The organism is Sorangium sp. So ce726 (genome assembly GCF_051521405.1).
GTDB lineage: Bacteria > Myxococcota_A > Polyangia > Polyangiales > Polyangiaceae > Sorangium.
In genome coordinates, this window is sequence record NZ_CP150349.1 from 12,210,757 (window position 1) to 12,228,925 (window position 18,169).

The window sequence follows — 18,169 nt, forward strand, 5'->3', positions numbered from 1 at the left end:
ACGTCGCGCTACGTCGAGCGGGCCGTGCTCATGAAACGCAACGTCACCACGTCATGAGCTGGTCGCGAATCCAGCTGGCCCGCCTGCGGAGAAAGTCCTTGAGCAGGCTGATCTCGGCGTCGTAGGACCCATCGCGAGGCGGGGAATCCGGCCAGCGCGCGAAGTTTCGCTCCACGGCCGGAGCTCCCGCCTTGCGCACCAGGCCGTCCACCATGGCGTCGAGCTTGTCGGGCGCGAGCTCGCCCTGGAGCAGCGCCAAAAATCGTGCCTTGTACCGCGCCTTGAACGCTGGATCGCGAAACAGCAGCCCCCACCAGCCCTCCGTGAAGTAGTCGGTCCCGTCGGAGCCCTCGAGCTTCCACTCTTCCGGCTCGAACGCGCGTTCATCGTGGGGCGTTCCGAGGCTTCGGTCGAAGTCCCACACGGGACCGGCCGAGAGGAGGCCCTGTCGATCCTTGAAGAAGTACGTGCTGATCCGCAGGGCATCGACGTTCTTCGTCAGGGCGTTGATGATGTTGTGGTCGATGAAGGCGTCTTGATCGATGAAGCTCGAATAGTGTTTGCCGCTGCTGGGCTGCTGGAAGTCATCCGCGTTGACGGCCTCACCGAAGTCGTCGATGTAACGGCGAATGTAGTCGAGCTGCGGCTCTCGCGCGGGCTCCAGCATGTCCTCCGGGTCGGGGTACACGAACTGGAGGTCCTGGCCGGCGGCCTTGAATTGATCCTCGCCCTTGTCGATGCGCAAGATGAAGCCACCGGTCACGTCCGGCTCCGTGAGATCGCCGGCCGAGAGCTTGGCCACCGGGACACGATCCTGACCGCGCTTGATCTTCTCGATCGCCGTGTAGAACCCGAGGAAGCTCTTCTTCGCCACGTCAGCCCCCGAGTCGACAAGGAACACCTCGACGAAGCTCGTACGCGGCGCATACCGGCCGATGCGGTTGCTCATCTCGAAGGCGAGCGCGTTGCGGATCAGCGAGCGGTCGAAGCTCACCGGATCGCTGAGCACCCAGTCGGAGTCCGCCGGCATCCCCAGGAGCGCGCGGTCGAAATCCGTGTCCAGAGCGTCGTCACGAAATTCGACGGCGTATTGCTTCTTCGGAAACTCGCGAGACGTCGCGCCGCGGACGTGGATGCCGATGCGGCCATCGAAGCTCGCGCGGCCCAGGAGCTTGGTTTGCCCAGCGTTGGGCTCGAGCAGCATGAACGTCGCCGGGACGAACTCGGTACCGAGCGGGTCGAGCTCCTTCGACTCGAAGGTGTGGATCACGACGATCGGCAGCTCCGAGCTGAACTCCGCGCTATCGGCGGCGACCTTGAAATACGCCTCGGTCGCGATCGGCCCGAGGAGGTCGGCCCCGTCGCTGCCCTCTCCCCCGTTGCCCCCCTGCCCGGAAGGCGCGGCGTCCGGGACGACGGCGAGGGCGCGCACCCGCGTGGACGCGGTGAGCACGAGCGGCTCGACGTAGACCGGCGAGCTCGCGGTGGGCAGCGAGCCGTCGGTCGTGAAGTGCACAACCGCGCGCTCGTCCTCGACCGTGAGCTCCACGGGCTCGGACGCCTGGAAGGTGCCTCCCTTCGGCGTGAACACGACGGCCAACGACTTCGGGGCAGGCGCTTTCGCGCCATCGCTCGGCTCGCTCGAGCAGCCCCCGAGCGAGGCCAACACGAACACCCCCGCGATCCCCAGCGCTGCGAGCTTCGACACGTCGAACATTCCCGCACAGCTTACTCGGGTCGCTCGTGAATTCGAACGAGCGCGTGATGGGTCTCGCGTCCTCTTCGAATCGAGCCGAAATCCAGGCCTTTTCTGCGCGTGTCGGATGGTTCGCGATGAGTAGTCCCGGAGGGGGCGACGTGGGGTCGACCCTGGTTGGTTCAGCCCGAAGCCTCCAGCAACGCCGCGTCGTGCGCCTCGGCGCCGGGCCCGAGCGGCTGGCCATAGGAGAACTCGACGTAGTTGCCGTCCGGGTCCTTGAGCGCGCAGAAATAGGCCACTGGATAGGGCAGCTCCTTGGGCGGCCAGACGAGGTGCGCTTCGCCGCGGCGCGCGATCTCGTCGACCGCGGCGCGGCTCTCGAGCGCAAACCCGAAATGACTCATGTCCTCGGGCGCCTGCGGCGCGCGCTGGCCGCCCTCGATCATCACCAGGACGAACGTCCGCTCCTTCCCGTCCTCGGCGAGCCAGGCGACCCGCGTCCCGGCGTCGCTGCGCTCGTGAACCACCTTGAGCCCGCAGAACTCGCGATAAAAGGCGATCGTCGCATCGAGGTTGCCTACGTGGAGCGCGACGTGGGTCATCATGGGTTTCATTGTGAACTCCCCTTCTTTTTTCCCCCGGCAGCGTAGCAGGCGAACAAGCGTGGCAGCAGCAGGGCCGCGCCCCGGCGCGCTCGAGCGGACGTCCCGTCCTAGGCGGGCTCGAACGCCTTGCTCGACGCGTACCCGCGCGCGGCGGACCGGATCTTCGCGATCTGCGCCGCGTCGAAGGAGACGGGCGCTCCGGTGCGCGCGTAGCTCATCACGTTGTCGTCGACGCCGCTGTGCCCGAGCCCGAAGAAGTGCCCGAGCTCGTGCGCGAGCACGGTGGGCCGCGCGTTCGCCGCGATGATGACGAAGCGCCGCTCCGGCGCCGCCCGGTGCCGCCAGTGCACGCCCATCCGGAAGCGCCGCGGATCGTCGACGTCCCGCAGCGACGCGACCACCATCACGTTGATCCGGCGCGCCTCGATCGCCGAGGCGAGCGCGTCCCGGTCCTCGCGCGTCTCGATCCGCAAAAACCGCGGGGCGAGCGCGCGCGAGCCGACCTTGCGCAGCGCCACACCGGCGGGCTCGAACAGCCGGACCGCCTCGGCGATCTGCGCGTCGATCCAGGCGTCGTCGCGCACCGGCTTCCCCGCCTCCTCCTCCGTCACCGCGATCGAGAGGGGAAACGCCGGGAGGGGCGCAAGCACGCGCCCCGCCGCGCGGGCCAGGCCCGGGGCGAGCGCGCTGGCGGAGAACAGGCCGGCTGCGGCGATCACGGCGCGGCGGGAGATCATGGATGAGGCCTTATATCATCACCGGTCGACGATCGCGAAAGCGCCGGTGAACCGCCGCCGCCCATAAAAACCAACAGATCCAACGAGTTCACTCGGCTGTGTAACCTTGTCTACGCCACGCTGGCGCCGAGCTCACCGCCGAGCGCGGTGCATTGTGGAGGCGCTCCCGGGTGTCGTGCGCTAGCGTGCCGGCGTATGGTGCATTCAGGGGCGACGCGCACGTTTGGGCTTTTGGCATTAGCGCTATTTTCAAGCTGTGGCGGCCGCGCGAGCGAGCCCGGTCCTGACGATGGCAGCGGCGGTGGCGACGCATCGAATTTCGATGGCAATGGTGCCGCGTCGAATCTGCCGGATGCGGGAGCGGGAGCGGGGGGCGGCCAGGGTGGCGCATCCGCAGCAGGCGGCTCCTCGGGTGTCAGCGGGGAAGGCGGCGCCGACGGCAACCCACGTGCAGCGGTGGTTGCTGCGTGCGCCACGCTCTGCGACGCGCTCGAGGGCTGTGGTACGACGGGTGGCTTGGGGCCAAGCTGCGAGGCGGACTGCGCAGGCACCCTCACTGCCCGAAACGGCGAGTGCGTCGAGCTCGGCTTGACCATGTCGACGTGCCTTCAGGGCGCACGCGGTTGGGAGTCAGATTGTACGCTGTCGTTCTTTCGTGCAGCTCAGGAGCAGTGCTTCAACCAGGTCACCGCGTTTCAAGAGTGCGTAGCGGGAACCAGCGGCGCCCAGCTTTCACCGATGCTGTGCGGGCAAATTTCCTCCGGCACCTCGGACAGCTGCGTCGAGGATTGGAAGTGCTTGAACAGCACCTGGTACCACCTCACGTGTGTCCCTGCGGCGGATGGCCAAAGCGACTGCACCTGCGAGGTGGTCGGTGACTTCATCGAGGACTTCACGCTGACCGAGACGGTGAGCGAGCCGACGGCCGACGCGTGCAAGAACCGAATGGCGGCCTGCGTGGCGGCCAGCTTGCCCAGCCCGTGAATCAACACGCTGGATGAATGTGGCCCGCGTCGCGTGGGCAATCTCCCTGGACGAGCACGGTGGCGCGCCCGCTGCGGATGGGGCGCAGATCCCGCTTGTGAGATACCATGGCGGTGAGCCATGACGGGAGCGCCGCGAGGTTCCGCTCATTCGAGCGGGGCTATCACCTTCCCGGGGTTGAGGATGCCGTCCGGATCGAAGGCGGCCTTGATGCGGCGGTGCAGCGCCAGCGACGCCTCGCCGAGCTGCCGGGTGAGAAAACCGCGCTTGAGCGTGCCGACGCCGTGCTCGCCGGTGATCGTGCCGCCCAGATCGAGCGCCTGCGCCATCACCTCGTTGAAGGCCGCGACCGCGCGCGCCTCGGCCGCGGCGTCGTGGCGATCGAAGACCACGAGGGGGTGAAGGTTGCCGTCGCCCGCGTGCGCCACCGTCGCGATGGTGGTCTGCGCCTCGGCGGCGACCGCCTCGATGCGCCGGAGCATCTCCGGGAGCAGCGGCAGCGGCACCGCGACGTCGTCGACGAGCACCGTCCCGAGCTGCTCGAGCGCCGTGAGCGCGAGGCGGCGCGCGGTGAGCAGCATCTGCCCCTCGCCCTCGTCGTCGGTGGTGGCGACCACCGTCCCGCCGGCGGCCTCGCAGGCCGCCTGCATGAGGGAGAGCTCGGCGGACCCGGGAGCGTCGCTCTGCGCGATCAGCATCGCGGCGGCCTCGGTGTCGAGGTCGAGCGGGCGGTAGCGCTCCACCGCGCGGATGGCCGTGCGGTCCATGATCTCGAGCATCGACGCGTCGACCGCCCGCACGATCGCCGCGACCGCGCGCCCCGAGGCCTCCAGCGACCCGAACGTCGCGACCAGCGTGGTCGCCGGCGGGGGCAGCCGCCGCAGGCGCAGCGTGATCTCGGTGACCATCGCGAGGGTGCCCTCGGAGCCGACCAGGAGCCGCGTCAGATCGTAGCCGGCGACGTCCTTGCGGCTGCGGCCGCCGGTGCGGAGCAGCTCCCCATCGGCGAGGACCGCCTCGAGGCCGAGCACATAGTCGGACGTGACACCGTATTTCACGCAGCACAGGCCGCCGGCGTTGGTGGCCACATTGCCGCCGAGGGTCGAGATGGCGTAGCTCGACGGGTCGGGCGGATACCAGAGCGCCCGCTCGCGCGCGGCGGCCTTGAGCTCGCCGTTGAGCACCCCCGGCTGGACGACGGCGAGCATGGCCGCCTCGTCGATCGCGAGGATCCGGTTCATCCGCTCGAAGCTCACCACCACACATCCCTCGGTGGCGGTCGCCCCGCCCGCCACCCCGGTCCCGGCGCCGCGCGGCACCAGCGCGATGCGGTGGCGGGTCGCCCATCGCGCTAGCGCCTGCACCTGTGCGGTCGACGAGGGCCGCGCCACCGCGAGCGGCCAGCCGCCGATGCCGCCACCCCCGCCGGAGCCGCCGTCTCCGCCGCCCCCGCCGGCCGCCCAGATCGCCTGATCATGGCGATACCCCTCCATCACGTCCCGATCGGTGATCAGGCCGTCGCCCAGCGCGACGGCGAGCTCGGTCATCGCGTTCATGTGCCGTAGAACTCCGAGAGATGTGCCCTGAGGAGCGTCGCGGCCGTTTTCGCGTTGCCGCGCTCGATCGCGCGCAGGAGCGCCCGGTGCTCCTCGATGACCCGCGGGCGGATCGCCGCGAACGACCGCGCCCGCAGCGCCTCGTCGAGGTGGAGCGCGATGCTGTCCTTGACCGCGACCATCACGAGGGCGAGCGCCTGGTTGCCCGACGCCGCCACCAGCGCCACGTGGAACGCGACGTCGGCGCGGTGGAACTCGGCCTGTGAGACCTGCGGCCGCTCCATCTCCGCGAGCGCGGCGCGCGCCTCGTCGAGGTGAGCCGCGACCGGCGCGGCCGCCGACCGGACCATCGCGGCGGTCTCGATCGCGACGCGCAGCTCGATCAGGTCCGGCAGCGACACGCTCTGCAGCTGCACCACGTGGGTCAGCGCCTCGGAGAAGCGGCTCACCGCCGCGTCGGGGCTCGCGGCCTGCATCGGCGAGGTCCGGCCGCGCGGCGCGAGCAGCCCCTGCGCCTGGAGGTGGCGGAGCGCCTCGCGGATCGTCGCCCGGCTGACCCCGAACTGCTGCGCCAGCTCGCGCTCCGGCGGCAGGCGCTCGCCCGACGACAGCGAGCGATCGAGGATCGCCTCGCGGATCTGGTCCGCGACACGCTCGTAGATCGCCGACCTGGGTACGGCCTGGAATCGGACAGGGTTGGCCATTGGTCCTACTGTCTGTTGGTCTGACCAATTCTACCGTCGAGCTCGCTCCTGTCAACCGTGCGCGGGGGCGCCCCCGGAGCACGCCGCCCCAGCCCTGCGACGGGGCAAGCGGGGTCTGAGGGGCCAAAAACGGCTCGCCAGGCGCCGTCCCCGGGGATTCACGCGGGCGAAAGTGCTACGGTTTCCTATCCGCGGAAATGAATCAGGTAGAAGCCAGCGTCCCACGCTCGCGTGGGACTCGGCTGGAGCACGAGTTGTGCGCGATGCGAACCGCGGCGCGCTCCGGAGATCATCGATGTTGAACACAGCGGTTGGAAGGTTCCGTCTCGTCGCCCTGGGCGAGGGAGCGTCGTTTCTCCTCCTCCTCGGAGTCGCGATGCCGCTCAAGTACTTCGCAGACTTTCCGGCAGCCGTCCGCGTCGTCGGTATGGTGCACGGCATCTTGTTCGTGCTGTACGTGTTCGGCGTGATCGAGGCGATCGCCGCCGGGCGCTGGTCAATCGGGCAGGGGCTCCGTGCGCTCGTCGCGTCGCTGATTCCCTTTGGCCCGTTCGTGCTCGACGCCCGTCTGCGGCGAGAGCAACAAGAAGAGGCCGCGGGGTTGCCCGAGGCCGCGTCCGGCGACAGCGGCGCGGCGCATCGAGGCTAACGGGAGCATCCATGGCACTCCCCTCGACGCGAATGGACTTCCGCATCGACCTCTCGCACGTCGATCGCGGCCGCGAGGCGAGCGAGCGGGTGATCGTCGCCCGCCACCCCTCGGAGAGCGCCGAGCACGTCATGCTGCGGGTGCTCGCGTATTGCCTCTTTCACGAAGAGGGCCTCGCCTTCGGCCCAGGGCTCGCCGACGCGGAGGGGGCAGACCTCTGGACGCGCGATCCTGCGGGCCGCGTCCTCACCTGGATCGAGTGCGGCGCGGCGCCGTTCGAGAAGCTCAAGAGGATCGTGCAGCACAACGCGGGCGTGGCCGTTCACGCGCTCTTTTCGGACGCACGCCGGCGCGACGAGCTCGTGTCTGGCGCGCGCGAGGCCGCCTCGCGCGCGAGCAAGGTCACCGGCGCGATCTCGCTCTCTACCGTCGACCACCGCCTCGTCGCCGCGCTCGCAGAGAACACGGGTTTGCGGCGTCAATGGGCGGTCACGATCGTGGGCGATCACCTCTATATCGAGGCTGACGGAAGGACGCTCGACGGCGAGGTCGTCCGCTCGCGGCTCGAAGAGTCGTGATTGCGTCGAGACATCGTGCCGAAGCCGGTGCCAGCGATCACGCACGACGCGAAGGAGCAAACGAAGACGGCGGCCCGAATCATGCGTTGCCGGTCATGAAGCCATGCGAAACGCTGTAGCAACGTGGCGTCTGCACCCATGTCACTTGCGTAGGTGCCCCGGCCGCGCTACTCGGTGCTGGCTGTTTCACCCGCGCGCGTACCGCAAAGCTCGCGCTTCGACCGAGGAGAGCTAGAGATGAAGATCAAGAGGAACGGTTCGGCGGCCTGGCAAGGTGGAATCAAGGATGGCAAGGGCTCCATCTCCACCGAGAGCGGCGCGCTCAAGGACTATCCCTACGGGTTCGCCAGCCGCTTCGAAGGGCAGCGTGGCAGCAACCCCGAAGAGCTGATCGGCGCCGCCCACGCCAGCTGCTTCACGATGGCTCTGTCCCTGATCCTGGGCGAAGCCAAGCTCACCGCCGAACAGATGAACACCTCGGCGCAGGTCACGCTGGAGCAGGTGGAAGGGGGCTTCGCCATCACCGCCGTTCATCTGACGTTGAAGGCCAAGATCCCGGGCGCGGATCAGGCGACGTTCGAGAAGCTCACCGGCATGGCCAAGGCCGGGTGTCCGGTGTCCAAGCTGTTCAAGGCCGAGATCACCCTCGACGCGACGTTGATCGAGTGAGAGGTCGGTGAGGGGGTGTGATTGCCAGGGAGCGGGCCTTGCGAGGCCGGAGGCCGCTCCCAGGCGGTCGCCGTCATTTGTCGTGGGGATAGGTGGAGGACACCGGCGCGGACGCCGGCATGGAAGCCCCCGGGCGGAGTCTCACTCCTTGGTGCCGGCCCGTTCGCGCGCGAGTGCGAAGGCGATGCCGCTTTCCAGGGTCCCACGGGTGACGATGCCCTCCAGGTGGGTTCCGAGGCTCACCAGGGTCTGCGCCACGTCGGGGCGGATGCCCGTGAGGACGACCTGTGCCCCGAGCATGCGCGCCGCTCGGGCTGCTTGCAGTAGCGCATGCGCGACACCCTGGTCCACTGTCGCTACGCCGGTGATGTCGAGGATCGCCGTGCTCGCCTGGGACCGCGAGATGCCCGACAGCAAGGTCTCCATGATCTGGCGCGCACGCTCCTCGTCGATCGACCCGATGATCGGCATCACCACGACACCCTTGCTGATCGGGATCAGCGGGGTGGACAGCGCCACGAGCGCCGCGGCCTGCATGGCGATGATCTGCTCCTGCAGGCGCTGGTGCGCGGCCTCGGACGCCTTGCGGGCCGTGACGTCGACCCCAAGGGATACGACCTCGAGCAGCTCGCCGTCCGGCCCGAATCGGTGGAAGGAGTTCCACGTCAGCGTCCGCAGCTCGCCGTCACGGGTGCGCAGCGCCAGCTCGTAATCCTGGACGTCCCCTCCTTCCGCAGCGATGCGCAGGTACTCCTTCACGGGCTCCATCAGCTCGCCCGGATAGAGTATCGGGAGCAGCTCCTGGCCGATGACCTCTTCGAGCTTGTAGCCGATGATCCGCTCGCAGGTCGTGTTCGTGTACACAACCCGCCCGTCGGGTGTGAGCCGCGAGATGAGCGCTGGCGCGCGCTGCACGATCTGCTCGTACTCGTCCCGCTCCTGCCGGACTTGCGCGAGCTGGTGCTCGAGCTCCGCCACCCGGCGTTGCAGCTCGGCGACCTCGGTGTCAACCTCGGCTCTGGTCATCGCTTGGAGATCCTCACGGCGTGAGGATAGGCCACCTTCCGCGGTCCAAACAAGGCCTGCTGGGCTCCGCGCACACCGCATCCGTCGCCTGCCGGCACGTCACTGAGGAATGGGTGAGCTTGCATACGGCAAGGCGCGGCGACCTCCCCGCATGGATGCCGTTGTCACCTCGTATTGAGAGTCAAGCTGGTTGATGCTCTGTCGCTCGGGCTGTCCGGCCGCCATCGCGCCAGTGACCGGGCCTCCGTCGCGGGCGCGAAGGTCGGCTCATCGCCACAAGGACAACCCCGACGCGGCTCTCGAGCGCCGGGAGCGACGCTTCGCCGCGGCGTGCGACGGGCTCGACGTGCATTGCGCAGAGCGCACGCCGCGGATGACGATCGGGGGCGCGAAAGGCGCGTGTGGTACTGCACCCGCCCGACCTTCGCACTCGATCGAATCGAGCTCCTGCCCGATGGGCGCATAGCGTACTTGCTGAAGACTCCTCGGCGGTGCGAGTTGAGCCGACCCTGATCTCGGTCTTGCCCTGGGGGCGGCTGTTCGACGGGGAGTTGTTCGCAACGTCGCGCTACGTCGAGTGGACCGTGCTCATGAAACGCACCTTCGTGTTCGATGCTTTGCGATGCCCGCGATGCGAATGGAAGATGCGCGTGCTTTCGACGAACACGGACCCAAAGGCGGTGCGACGGGGCAAGCTGGTGTTCGGATGGGCGAACGAGGGCGCGCCCGGCGCTGTCCCCGCGGGGCCTGATACGGGCGAAGGTTCTACGGTTTCTTATCCGCCAGCGTCAAGCCGAGAGGGGCATGGGGTTTCAGCAGGTGAATCGGTCCGTCGATGCAGGCCCATCCGGCCAGGCGCGAACCCGAGCGTGGGCGGGGATCGCGGTGCGCTCGGCACGCAGCGCCGCTGCGCTGGCGCAAGGGGTGCCTGGCGGCGCGGGCGGACCTGACGTGCCGGGCGTGAGCGCCTGCGTCCGTGCTGCGCCGGCGGTCACATTCCGGGGGGCTGCCTTGTCCTGGGAGCGGACCCCACCCGGAGAGGACATGAAGAGACTGCTCAGAATCGATGCAAGCGCCCGTACGCAAGGGTCGATCTCGCGGAGCGTGGCGGACTATTTCCAGATACGCTGGACAGAATCGAATCCGGGCGGCCGCGTCATCGTTCGCGACCTCGCCCGGTATCCGGTGCCGCACCTCGACGCCGCGACCATCGCCGCGTTTCTCGCGCCCCCGCCGCCTTCCGGGGGGCCGCCGCCCGAGGGCCTCGTGCTGTCCGACGCCTTGATCGATGAGCTGAGCTCGGCCGATCACTTGCTGATCAGCAGCCCGCTGTACAACCTCACGCTGCCATCGACCCTCAAGGCCTACTTCGATCACGTCATCCGCAGTGACCGTACGTTTGCACAGGTAGAAGGGCGCTATGTGGGCCTTCTCACCAGCAAGTCGGCGTCCGTCGTGACGACGCGCGGCGGCGTCGCCTCGCCCGCCGCCGAGGACGAGCTTCAGACCCGCACGCTGCGGGCGATACTGGCCTTCATCGGCGTCACGAAGGTCGACGTGATCTCGCTGGAGGGGATGAGCGGAGACGAGGCCTCTCGGTCGCGTCGCATCGCGTGCGCGCGGGCCGAGATCGACCATCTCTTCCCCTCTCCTGGAGAGCCGGTGTGGCTCGGGCCGTTCACCGAGGAAGATCGCCGGGAGATCGGCGGGCTGCGGGCTGCGCAGGCTGCTGCCATCCAGCGGGGCGACGCGGAGGCCTACGCGGCGCTTTGCACCGGCGACATTCAGCTCCTGATCCCGGGGCACGATGTCGTCTCCGGCCACGAGCAGTTCCTCGCGTGCGAAGCGGAGCTCTTCCGGAGCGCGAGCTTTGCGTCGTTCAGGAAGACGCCGGAGCGGATCGAGCGGAGCGGCGACCTGGCCGTCGAGGTGGGCCGGCAGGAGGTGGCCATGCGGCGCGGTGGGGCCGCGAGCGTCTTCGCCGCACGGCAGAAGTACACACATGTTTTCCGGCGGACGGCGCAGGGCTGGCGCTTCGCCGTGCTGATGTCCAACGCCATCGAGTAACCGTCATGGATCACCGAACGCATCTTTTCGAGAGCCATCGCCCCCTCCTCGAGGGGCTCGCTTACCGGATGCTCGGCACGCGCGCCGACGCTCTCGACATCGTGCAGGAGACGTTCTTGAAGTGGAGCCAGACAGACATCGACCAGATCCGCGACGCGCGCGCGTGGCTCGTCACGGTGTGCAGCCGCATCGCGTTGAACACGCTGCAATCGGCGCGTTCCCGGAGAGAGATGTACGTGGGCACATGGCTGCCGGAGCCGTTGATGGAGGATACGCGGAGCCCTGACGAGGAGCCGGAGATCGACGAGACCGTCTCGGTGGCGTTGATGCACGCCCTCGAGAGGTTGACGCCGAACGAGCGCGCCGCGTTCCTGCTGCACGACGTGTTCGGCTACAGCTTCGACGAGATCTCCACCCTGCTCGGCAAAGAGAGCGCAGCGTGCCGGAAGCTCGCCTCCCGTGCCCGCGCGCGGGTGCGCGACGCGCGGCCGAAGTTCGCGGCGTCGTCCACCGAGCACCAGCGCCTCCTGACCGCGTTCCTGAATGCCGCCCGCGCTGGCCAGATCGACGAGCTCCGCGGCCTGCTCGCGGAGGGCGTGGAGCTCCACGCGGACGGGGGCGGCAAGGCCGAGACGGTGACCCATGTGCTCCGCGGCGCGGACGCGGTGAGCACCTTCTTCGTCCGCGTCTGGAGCGCCACGGCGCATCCCGATGGCCGCTACCGCTTCGTGTTGCGGTGGTTCAACGGTTCCCCTGGGCTCCTGGTCCACGACGAAGATCGCCTGATCGCCGCCGTGAGCGTGAGCGTCGACGAGGGCGTGATTCGAGGGATCTATGCCCACCGCAACCCGGAGAAGCTCGCAGCCTTTCTCGCGGAAGCGGGCTGAGCGGCGCGGGCCCGGCGAGGGAAAGCAGGCCCGGCGCCCTGCTCTTTTTTTCTGGACTCAACAGTCCAGAACGTTCATGCTCTCTCCGTGGCCCGTCCCAAGGAGTTCGATCGCGACGAGGTGCTCCGGCGCGCCATCCCGGTCTTCTGGGAGAAGGGCTTCGCTGGCACCTCGACCGAGGATCTCGTCCGTGCCATGGGGATCGGCCGACAGAGCCTCTACGACACGTTCGGCGACAAGCGACGCCTGTTCCTCGAGGCGCTCCGCGCCTACAACGCCGACAGGATCGCCTCGGTGATCAAGGAGCTCCGGGCCGGACCGAGCGCGCTCGCGGCGCTCGAGCGTGTCCTCGTCGACCTCGCCGAGGAGCACGGCACGGCGCGCTCCCTCGGCTGTATGGGCGTGAACGCCGTCTGCGAGCTCGCCCGCGAGGACGACGAGGTGCGCGCGCTCACCGCGACCAGCGCCGCGCTCCTGGAGACCGTGCTGAAGGACATCATCGACGACGGCAAGGCGAAGGGCGACATCGGCCGCGCGATCGACAGCCGCGCGGCCGCTCGCTTCCTCGCGACGACGCTCAGCGGGATGAAGGTGCAGGCCAAGGCTGGCGCATCGACCGATGCCCTCCGCGACGTCGCGGCCTTCGCGGTCCAGAGCCTGCGCCCACGCTGATCGCGCGGCGGCCGCTCCGGGCCGCACCCTCTCGCCGCGCGCTATTTTTGACTGATCGTTCAAGTTAACCAACGCACAACAGCCAACGAAGCAAAGGAGCTCAACATGAACAACAACATCGGGCCGCTCGCAGGGAAGAAGGCGATGGTCATCGGCGGATCGCGGGGCATCGGCGCGGCCCTCGTGAAGCGCCTCGCGCGTGAAGGCGCGGCGGTCGCCTTCACCTACGTGAGCAGCCCGGACCGAGCGCGAGAGCTCGTCGCGGCCGTCGAATCCGAGGGCGGGCGCGCCATCGCCCTTCAGGCCGACAGCGCCGATGCGAGCGCGCTCGAGGGCGCGATCGCCGAGGGCGCGAGGGTGCTCGGCGGGCTCGACGTCCTGGTGAACAACGCTGGCATCCTGATCTTCGGCAATGTGGACGAATACCGTCTCGAGGATTTCGACAGGATGCTGGCCGTCAACGTGCGCGGCGTGTTCGTCGCCGCCAAGGCCGCAGCAAATCACCTCTCGCGCGGGGGGAAGATCTTCGTCATCGGCAGCAACACGGCCGAGCGCGCGATGCTCCCCGGCTTGACCGTGTACGGGATGACGAAGGCTGCGGTCGCGCGGCTGGTGCGCGGGTTGGCGCTGGATTTCGCCCCGCGCGGCATCTCGGTCATCAACATCCAACCTGGCCCGACGACGACCGACATGATGCCGGCCGACGGCCCGCACGTCGACTGGGTGCGCAACATGAGCCCCGAGAAGCGCATCGCCGACCCCGACGAGATCGCGCGGTTCGTGACTTACCTGGCCCGGCCCGAGTCGACCTACATCAACGGCGTGAGCCTGACGATCGACGGCGCTTTCTTGGCGTGAGCTGCCAACGCTGCCATCGCCGGGAGTTTACCCTCATCCGCTGAGCTGCCCCGGCCCCGGACGCTACGCCTCGTCCTCCACCAGCGTGACGGCGAGCAGGGCGCCCCCGGGAGTGATCGCCCGCAGCGCCGCAGGGACAGCGGCGAACGCGAGGCGCTCGACCTGCTCGGCGACCACCGAGGGTCGCACCAGGATCGAGCCCGGCGCGGGCTCCGGGGCCGGTGCATCGCCGTCGAACGTGGCGAGCGACATCCACTCGAGCCCGTCGAGGTCGTCGCTCAGCGCATGGGCTGTCGGGCCGACGCAGCACTGGGCCGCGAGCAGCACCAGGCGCGCGATGTCGACGTCGACCTCGGCGGCCCCGGACGCAGGATCCACGCAGGAGGCCGCCTCGACCGCGTCGGGCACGAGCTCGCTCCAGTCGATCTGTGGCGTCCACGAGGGCTGCGCGACGAGGCGCGCCAGCGCGAGCTCGAAATCGATGATGGCGTCGGAGGCGGCGAGCTCCTGCAGCCCCTCCACGCGCTGCGCTGCGCGCGAGAGCGAGTTGTAAACGACGGTCGACCCCTCGACGAGGCCGGCGCCTGTCGCGCGGGCGCACAGCGCCGCCGTCACCTCGTCGCGCGAGAGCCGGAGGACGGCTGCGAGCGTCGCAATCCGTGACGCCTCGATGGGGGAGCGCATGCCGGCGAGCGCGCGGTCGAACGCCGGCCGCCGCGCGAGGAACCCGAGCAGGCCGTCGAAGGCGAACGCGCGGGGTACCTGGCCTTCGATCTCGGCCGGCGTGACCACGCGCCACTCACGAAATGTCGCCTGCAGCACGGCGTGGAGCTCCTGGACGACCGCGAGCTCAGCAGGAAACACCCACGCTCCAAGAGGGAAGGGCGCGTGCCCCTCGCAGCCCCGGACGGAGAAGCGCTCGGCGGAACGGATGGTCACGCCGGCATGGCTATCACGGGTGAGCTGGCGCGTCCGGACGCTGGGCGAGCAGGTGCCGGCGCCGTTGTTCTCCTGGAATACGTTGTAGGGCGGCCAGGCGAGGCGCTCCACGAACGCTTTGACTTTGCAGCTGGGCAAGCTCTCGTTGCCCTGGACCTCCAGCGAATCACCGAGGATTCGCAGCGGCGCCGCGACATCGTCGTCGACGAGCACCGTGCCGAGACCCGTGTGCAGGAGGCCCATCGCTTGCTCGGCGAGCCGAAACCACGCTACGACCGGCGCAGGGACACATCGCATGCGGGGGAGCGCCGGAACGTGGACGCAAGTGCCCGAAATCATTGATTCGAACAGGGCTGTTCCGGCCACGGCCCGCGGACGAACCCCGCGTTCGCTTGGCGCCGCCGCTCGCGCCCGCGCGCTGCTCGTCCTGTGCGCTGCCCTCGCGGCCCTGTCCGTCGGCTGTGGCGGCGGCCAGACCCAGGGCGAGGCCTTCGACCCGCGCTGGAAGGACGACGGCGGCGCGGACATCGCGGCCTTCCAGAAGCGGTTCGCGGGCAGGCGCATCCCCCTCGGCGCCGACGTGGCGGTCGGCGTCGTCGCGGGCGCGCGGGCGCGCCAGCTCGTCGGGGTTCCGCTCGACGGCGGCCCGGCGTGGACCTTCGTGCACCGGCTCGACGCGCGACCGGCCGTCGCGGGGAGCGTCGTCGTCGGGCTCGGCCGGGGCGAGCTGTTCGCCCTCGACGCGCGCACCGGGGAGCTGCTCTGGAAGCGGCGCGCCGGCGGCAGGCTCCGCGGCGCGGGCGACGACGGAGAGACCACGGTGGTGTCCCTGGTGTCGACCACCGGCACCAGGAGCGTCGTGCTCGCGGTGAGCCGGGAGGGGCTCGTGCTGCGCCAGATCGAGGACTCCGCCGCCATCGGCGTGCCCGCGGTCGTGGGGCGCTACGCGTTCCTGCCCTGGCAGGGGCGCTACGTCACCGTGTTCGACCTGCAGACCGGCGGCGAGGTGGCGCGGGCGCTGCTCCGCACCGAGGTGAGCCGCGCCTTCCTGCTCGGCGGGGCGGTCTTCTTCGGCGGCGAGGCGGCGACGCGGTTCGACGCCTCGATCGGGCTCGGCGCGGCCGGGCGCGCGTCGACCGCGCGGCTGCCGGCGCGCGAGCTGCCCGGGGCGCCGGTCTGGATGACCGCCGGGACCGAGGTGCTCGGGCCGACCGCCTCGGCCGAGGACAGGGCGCGGCTCTACGCCCGCCCCCGGCCGGCCGGCCCGCCGGGCATCGAGGCGGAGCGCTACGTGGCGACGTACTACCGGGCCGCGGTCGGCCTCGACGCGCGCTCCGGCGCGCTCGCCTGGGCGCACGCCGGCGAGGCCGACTTCCTCGGCGGCGCCGCCTACGCGGGCGGCTTCGCGCTGTGCGACGCGCGCGGCGGGATCACGTTCCTCGATGCGCAGAGCGGGGCCGTGGCGGGGCGCGCGTCGCTCGGCCGGCCGATCCAGGCGTGTGTGGTGCAGGCCGACGGGTTTACCGCCGCGTCGCTCGGCGCGAGGCCGGTGGAGGCTGCGGCGGCCGGCGCGAGGCCTGTGGAGGCCGCGATGGCCGGCGCGAGGCGTTCAAGAGCAGGTGAATGAAGCCAAGCGCTGTCATCGCACGCTCTCGGTCCGAGCGCACCACGTCGAAGGAGCGCCTGAGGCAGTGGGCCCCGCAGTCTACCCCGGTGACCTGCTGGGTCCGGAGCACGTGAAAAAAGGATCTCGATGACAACCAGGAACTATTTCACGAGCCTCATGATCTTCTGCGCGCTGTGCAGCTGCAAGTCGGGGGCGACGCAATCGGAGTCGGGCGCGACGCAGGTGGCGTCGGGGCGCGCTGTCGGGGTGATCGCTGCGCCCACCCTTGTAAACGCGCGCCGAGGGTTCGCGACCCGGATCACCCAGACGGGTGATCTGGAACCGCCCGTCCCCGCACCACCGCCTGGGGTCTTCAAGCTGATTCACTACAAGTCGCCGGTCGGAGAACTTGCTGCGTATGTCACACCGGACCCGCACGATGGCGCGAAGCACCCGGCGATTGTCTGGATCACCGGCGGCGACTGCAACTCGATCGGTGAGATGTGGTCGGAGAGGCCACGATCCAACGACCAGAGCGACGCTGAATGCCAGGGCGTCGGGCGAACACACGCCGTGGTCGCCAGGCGTGACGAGCGCAGCTGCAGGCGGGCACCGAGGCGCCGCCGCGCGGCGTGCGCGAGCGCAGTCTTTTCACCGGTCACGCCGCGGTGTAAACTTGGCTGAACGAGGTGGACATGGGCTTCTGGGACTCTGTGCGAACGACGGTGGATCGGGTGACCGGCTCGGCAGCGAACGTCTCGTTGGAGATGGATCCGCAGTTCGTCGTCCCCGGTCAAACTATCTCGGTCCACATCACCCTCAAGAACGGCCTTGCGGCGCTCGACGTGCGTGCGGTGCTGCTCGAGGTCAAATCGGTCGAGGAGATCGAGCTGCCGCGAAACGCGAGCTGGGTCAACGTGCTCGCAGACGCCGCGGCGAAGTCCCGGTCCCAGCCGCGAGCTCAAGCGACCTCGGAGGTGGCTCGACATGGGGAGACGACGTTCGAAGCGAAGGTCACCGTGGCCCCAGGGATGATCTTGACGCCCGGGGAGGAGCGCAAGTTCAAGGGCACATTCCGGCTGCCGCTCGGCGTTCAACCGAGTTACCAGGGTAAGTACGCGAAGCACGACTGGCGACTGCGCGCCCGCCTCGACGTGCTCGGCGTCGATCCGGGCACCGGGTGGCTCTCGTTTCGCGTCGGAGCGCCGAGCTGACGACGAGCCGATCCAGGAACGACGGTCCGGCTACCTAATAGACAGCAACAAATTCGAATCACCATGTCGGACGAGACTGACGCGGTACGCTATGCAGGGAAATGGCGCCTACACTTCGAAAGAAAGGCGGATCATAACAAGGCCGAGGCGTTGATCTGCTTCACCGCCGTTGTTGCATGTACGTTGGTGGCGCCGATCTTTGTCATGCTCGGCGAGGGATTCTGGCTGAGCAAGCTGACGCCGTCGCTGCTCTCGCTGCTGGCAGCAGGAATGACGACATGGCTCCAGCTGAGAAAACCTCAGCAGCTTTGGGCGCTGTACCGCACGTGTCAGCGGCGTATCGAAGATCTCCAGGCGGCACATTCGTTCGGGTTCGCAGGCTTCGAAAGAGCGGCCGACCGCGATCGCCTGCTCGCCAAGCGGGTCGCTGAGATCGTGATGTTTTCACATGAACAATGGGTCCCCTTGGTGCCAAGCCCGGAGAACATCGGCGCGCTCACGGAGTCGAAGCTTCGAAGAGCTCCGGACGCAGAGGATGGCAATGCGTAGATAGATCGTTGTGGTTGCGCCACCTCTTCGAGCCCGACGAGCTCCAGCTTCGAGCCGAGCCGGGCCAGCGCTGGCCTGCGCCGAGGAGCTCCTGCGCTGTATCTCCTCCGCGCGCCCTGTCTATTGCGGTGCCTCTCGCTCCGGCTGCACCATGCCTTGCGTGACGAAGG

19 protein-coding genes are annotated in these 18,169 nt (G+C 69.0%); 12 read left to right on the forward strand and 7 right to left on the reverse strand.

Annotated features, from left to right (window positions below; all coding sequences use genetic code 11):
* Nucleotides 1–43 precede the first annotated feature (43 nt).
* The 3 genes from WME79_RS45565 to WME79_RS45575 form a co-directional block, all read right to left on the reverse strand.
* Nucleotides 44–1,717, reverse strand: coding sequence for a CotH kinase family protein (locus tag WME79_RS45565; RefSeq protein WP_437528450.1), 1,674 nt, complete (start codon nucleotides 1,715–1,717; stop codon nucleotides 44–46).
* Between the two features lie 161 nt (nucleotides 1,718–1,878).
* Nucleotides 1,879–2,313 (reverse strand): VOC family protein, encoded by a 435-nt coding sequence (locus WME79_RS45570; RefSeq protein ID WP_437528451.1) that lies wholly within the window; start codon nucleotides 2,311–2,313, stop codon nucleotides 1,879–1,881.
* 98 nt (nucleotides 2,314–2,411) lie between these two features.
* Complete coding sequence (locus tag WME79_RS45575) at nucleotides 2,412–3,041, reverse strand: hypothetical protein (protein ID WP_437528452.1); 630 nt, start codon at nucleotides 3,039–3,041, stop codon at nucleotides 2,412–2,414.
* Between the two features lie 798 nt (nucleotides 3,042–3,839).
* Here WME79_RS45575 and WME79_RS45580 point away from each other — a divergent pair.
* Complete coding sequence (locus WME79_RS45580) at nucleotides 3,840–4,025, forward strand: hypothetical protein (RefSeq protein ID WP_437528453.1); 186 nt, start codon at nucleotides 3,840–3,842, stop codon at nucleotides 4,023–4,025.
* 146 nt (nucleotides 4,026–4,171) lie between these two features.
* Here the strand turns inward: WME79_RS45580 and WME79_RS45585 are convergent, their stop codons facing one another.
* Together WME79_RS45585 and WME79_RS45590 are read right to left on the reverse strand one after the other, a co-directional pair.
* A complete protein-coding gene (locus WME79_RS45585) occupies nucleotides 4,172–5,581 on the reverse strand; it encodes an FAD-binding oxidoreductase (RefSeq protein ID WP_437528454.1) in 1,410 nt (469 codons plus the stop codon).
* Nucleotides 5,578–6,285: a FadR/GntR family transcriptional regulator gene (locus WME79_RS45590; protein WP_437528455.1), complete on the reverse strand. Its 708-nt coding sequence runs from the start codon at nucleotides 6,283–6,285 to the stop codon at nucleotides 5,578–5,580. The genes WME79_RS45585 and WME79_RS45590 overlap by 4 nt, the downstream gene beginning before the upstream one ends.
* Before the next feature lie 295 nt (nucleotides 6,286–6,580).
* Here WME79_RS45590 and WME79_RS45595 point away from each other — a divergent pair, with 295 nt between their 5' ends.
* From WME79_RS45595 to WME79_RS45605, 3 genes are all read left to right on the forward strand, one after another.
* Nucleotides 6,581–6,934 (forward strand): DUF3817 domain-containing protein, encoded by a 354-nt coding sequence (locus tag WME79_RS45595; RefSeq protein WP_437528456.1) that lies wholly within the window; start codon nucleotides 6,581–6,583, stop codon nucleotides 6,932–6,934.
* Nucleotides 6,935–6,945: 11 nt separating this feature from the next.
* Complete coding sequence (locus tag WME79_RS45600) at nucleotides 6,946–7,512, forward strand: YaeQ family protein (RefSeq protein ID WP_437528457.1); 567 nt, start codon at nucleotides 6,946–6,948, stop codon at nucleotides 7,510–7,512.
* 237 nt (nucleotides 7,513–7,749) lie between these two features.
* Nucleotides 7,750–8,181 (forward strand): OsmC family protein, encoded by a 432-nt coding sequence (locus WME79_RS45605; protein WP_437528458.1) that lies wholly within the window; start codon nucleotides 7,750–7,752, stop codon nucleotides 8,179–8,181.
* A 141-nt stretch (nucleotides 8,182–8,322) separates the two neighbouring features.
* On the opposite strand, the gene WME79_RS45610 is transcribed toward WME79_RS45605, so the two are convergent.
* Nucleotides 8,323–9,159, reverse strand: coding sequence for a PAS domain S-box protein (locus WME79_RS45610; RefSeq protein WP_437528459.1), 837 nt, complete (start codon nucleotides 9,157–9,159; stop codon nucleotides 8,323–8,325).
* A gap of 1,092 nt (nucleotides 9,160–10,251) precedes the next feature.
* Here WME79_RS45610 and WME79_RS45615 point away from each other — a divergent pair.
* The 4 genes from WME79_RS45615 to WME79_RS45630 all read left to right on the forward strand — a co-directional run bounded on the left by WME79_RS45615 (nucleotide 10,252) and on the right by WME79_RS45630 (nucleotide 13,691).
* The gene (locus WME79_RS45615; RefSeq protein WP_437528460.1) at nucleotides 10,252–11,274 is read left to right on the forward strand and encodes an NAD(P)H-dependent oxidoreductase; all 1,023 of its coding nucleotides are present in this window, start codon (nucleotides 10,252–10,254) and stop codon (nucleotides 11,272–11,274) included.
* 5 nt (nucleotides 11,275–11,279) lie between these two features.
* Nucleotides 11,280–12,161, forward strand: coding sequence for an RNA polymerase sigma factor SigJ (gene sigJ / locus WME79_RS45620; protein ID WP_437528461.1), 882 nt, complete (start codon nucleotides 11,280–11,282; stop codon nucleotides 12,159–12,161).
* Nucleotides 12,162–12,248: 87 nt separating this feature from the next.
* Nucleotides 12,249–12,833 (forward strand): TetR/AcrR family transcriptional regulator, encoded by a 585-nt coding sequence (locus tag WME79_RS45625; RefSeq protein WP_437528462.1) that lies wholly within the window; start codon nucleotides 12,249–12,251, stop codon nucleotides 12,831–12,833.
* A gap of 105 nt (nucleotides 12,834–12,938) precedes the next feature.
* The gene (locus WME79_RS45630; protein ID WP_437528463.1) at nucleotides 12,939–13,691 is read left to right on the forward strand and encodes an SDR family oxidoreductase; all 753 of its coding nucleotides are present in this window, start codon (nucleotides 12,939–12,941) and stop codon (nucleotides 13,689–13,691) included.
* A 63-nt stretch (nucleotides 13,692–13,754) separates the two neighbouring features.
* On the opposite strand, the gene WME79_RS45635 is transcribed toward WME79_RS45630, so the two are convergent.
* Entirely contained in the window at nucleotides 13,755–14,873 is a 1,119-nt protein-coding gene (locus WME79_RS45635; RefSeq protein WP_437528464.1) for a hypothetical protein, read from the reverse strand.
* 82 nt (nucleotides 14,874–14,955) lie between these two features.
* Here WME79_RS45635 and WME79_RS45640 point away from each other — a divergent pair, with 82 nt between their 5' ends.
* The 4 genes from WME79_RS45640 to WME79_RS45655 all read left to right on the forward strand — a co-directional run bounded on the left by WME79_RS45640 (nucleotide 14,956) and on the right by WME79_RS45655 (nucleotide 17,999).
* Entirely contained in the window at nucleotides 14,956–16,257 is a 1,302-nt protein-coding gene (locus WME79_RS45640; RefSeq protein WP_437528465.1) for an outer membrane protein assembly factor BamB family protein, read from the forward strand.
* Between the two features lie 126 nt (nucleotides 16,258–16,383).
* Nucleotides 16,384–16,920 carry a hypothetical protein gene (locus WME79_RS45645; RefSeq protein ID WP_437528466.1) on the forward strand — a complete coding sequence of 179 codons (537 nt, stop codon included), beginning with the start codon at nucleotides 16,384–16,386 and terminating at the stop codon, nucleotides 16,918–16,920.
* An 11-nt stretch (nucleotides 16,921–16,931) separates the two neighbouring features.
* A complete protein-coding gene (locus WME79_RS45650) occupies nucleotides 16,932–17,450 on the forward strand; it encodes a hypothetical protein (RefSeq protein WP_437528467.1) in 519 nt (172 codons plus the stop codon).
* 63 nt (nucleotides 17,451–17,513) lie between these two features.
* The gene (locus WME79_RS45655) at nucleotides 17,514–17,999 is read left to right on the forward strand and encodes an SLATT domain-containing protein (RefSeq protein WP_437528468.1); all 486 of its coding nucleotides are present in this window, start codon (nucleotides 17,514–17,516) and stop codon (nucleotides 17,997–17,999) included.
* The last annotated feature ends 170 nt before the right edge of the window (nucleotides 18,000–18,169 follow it).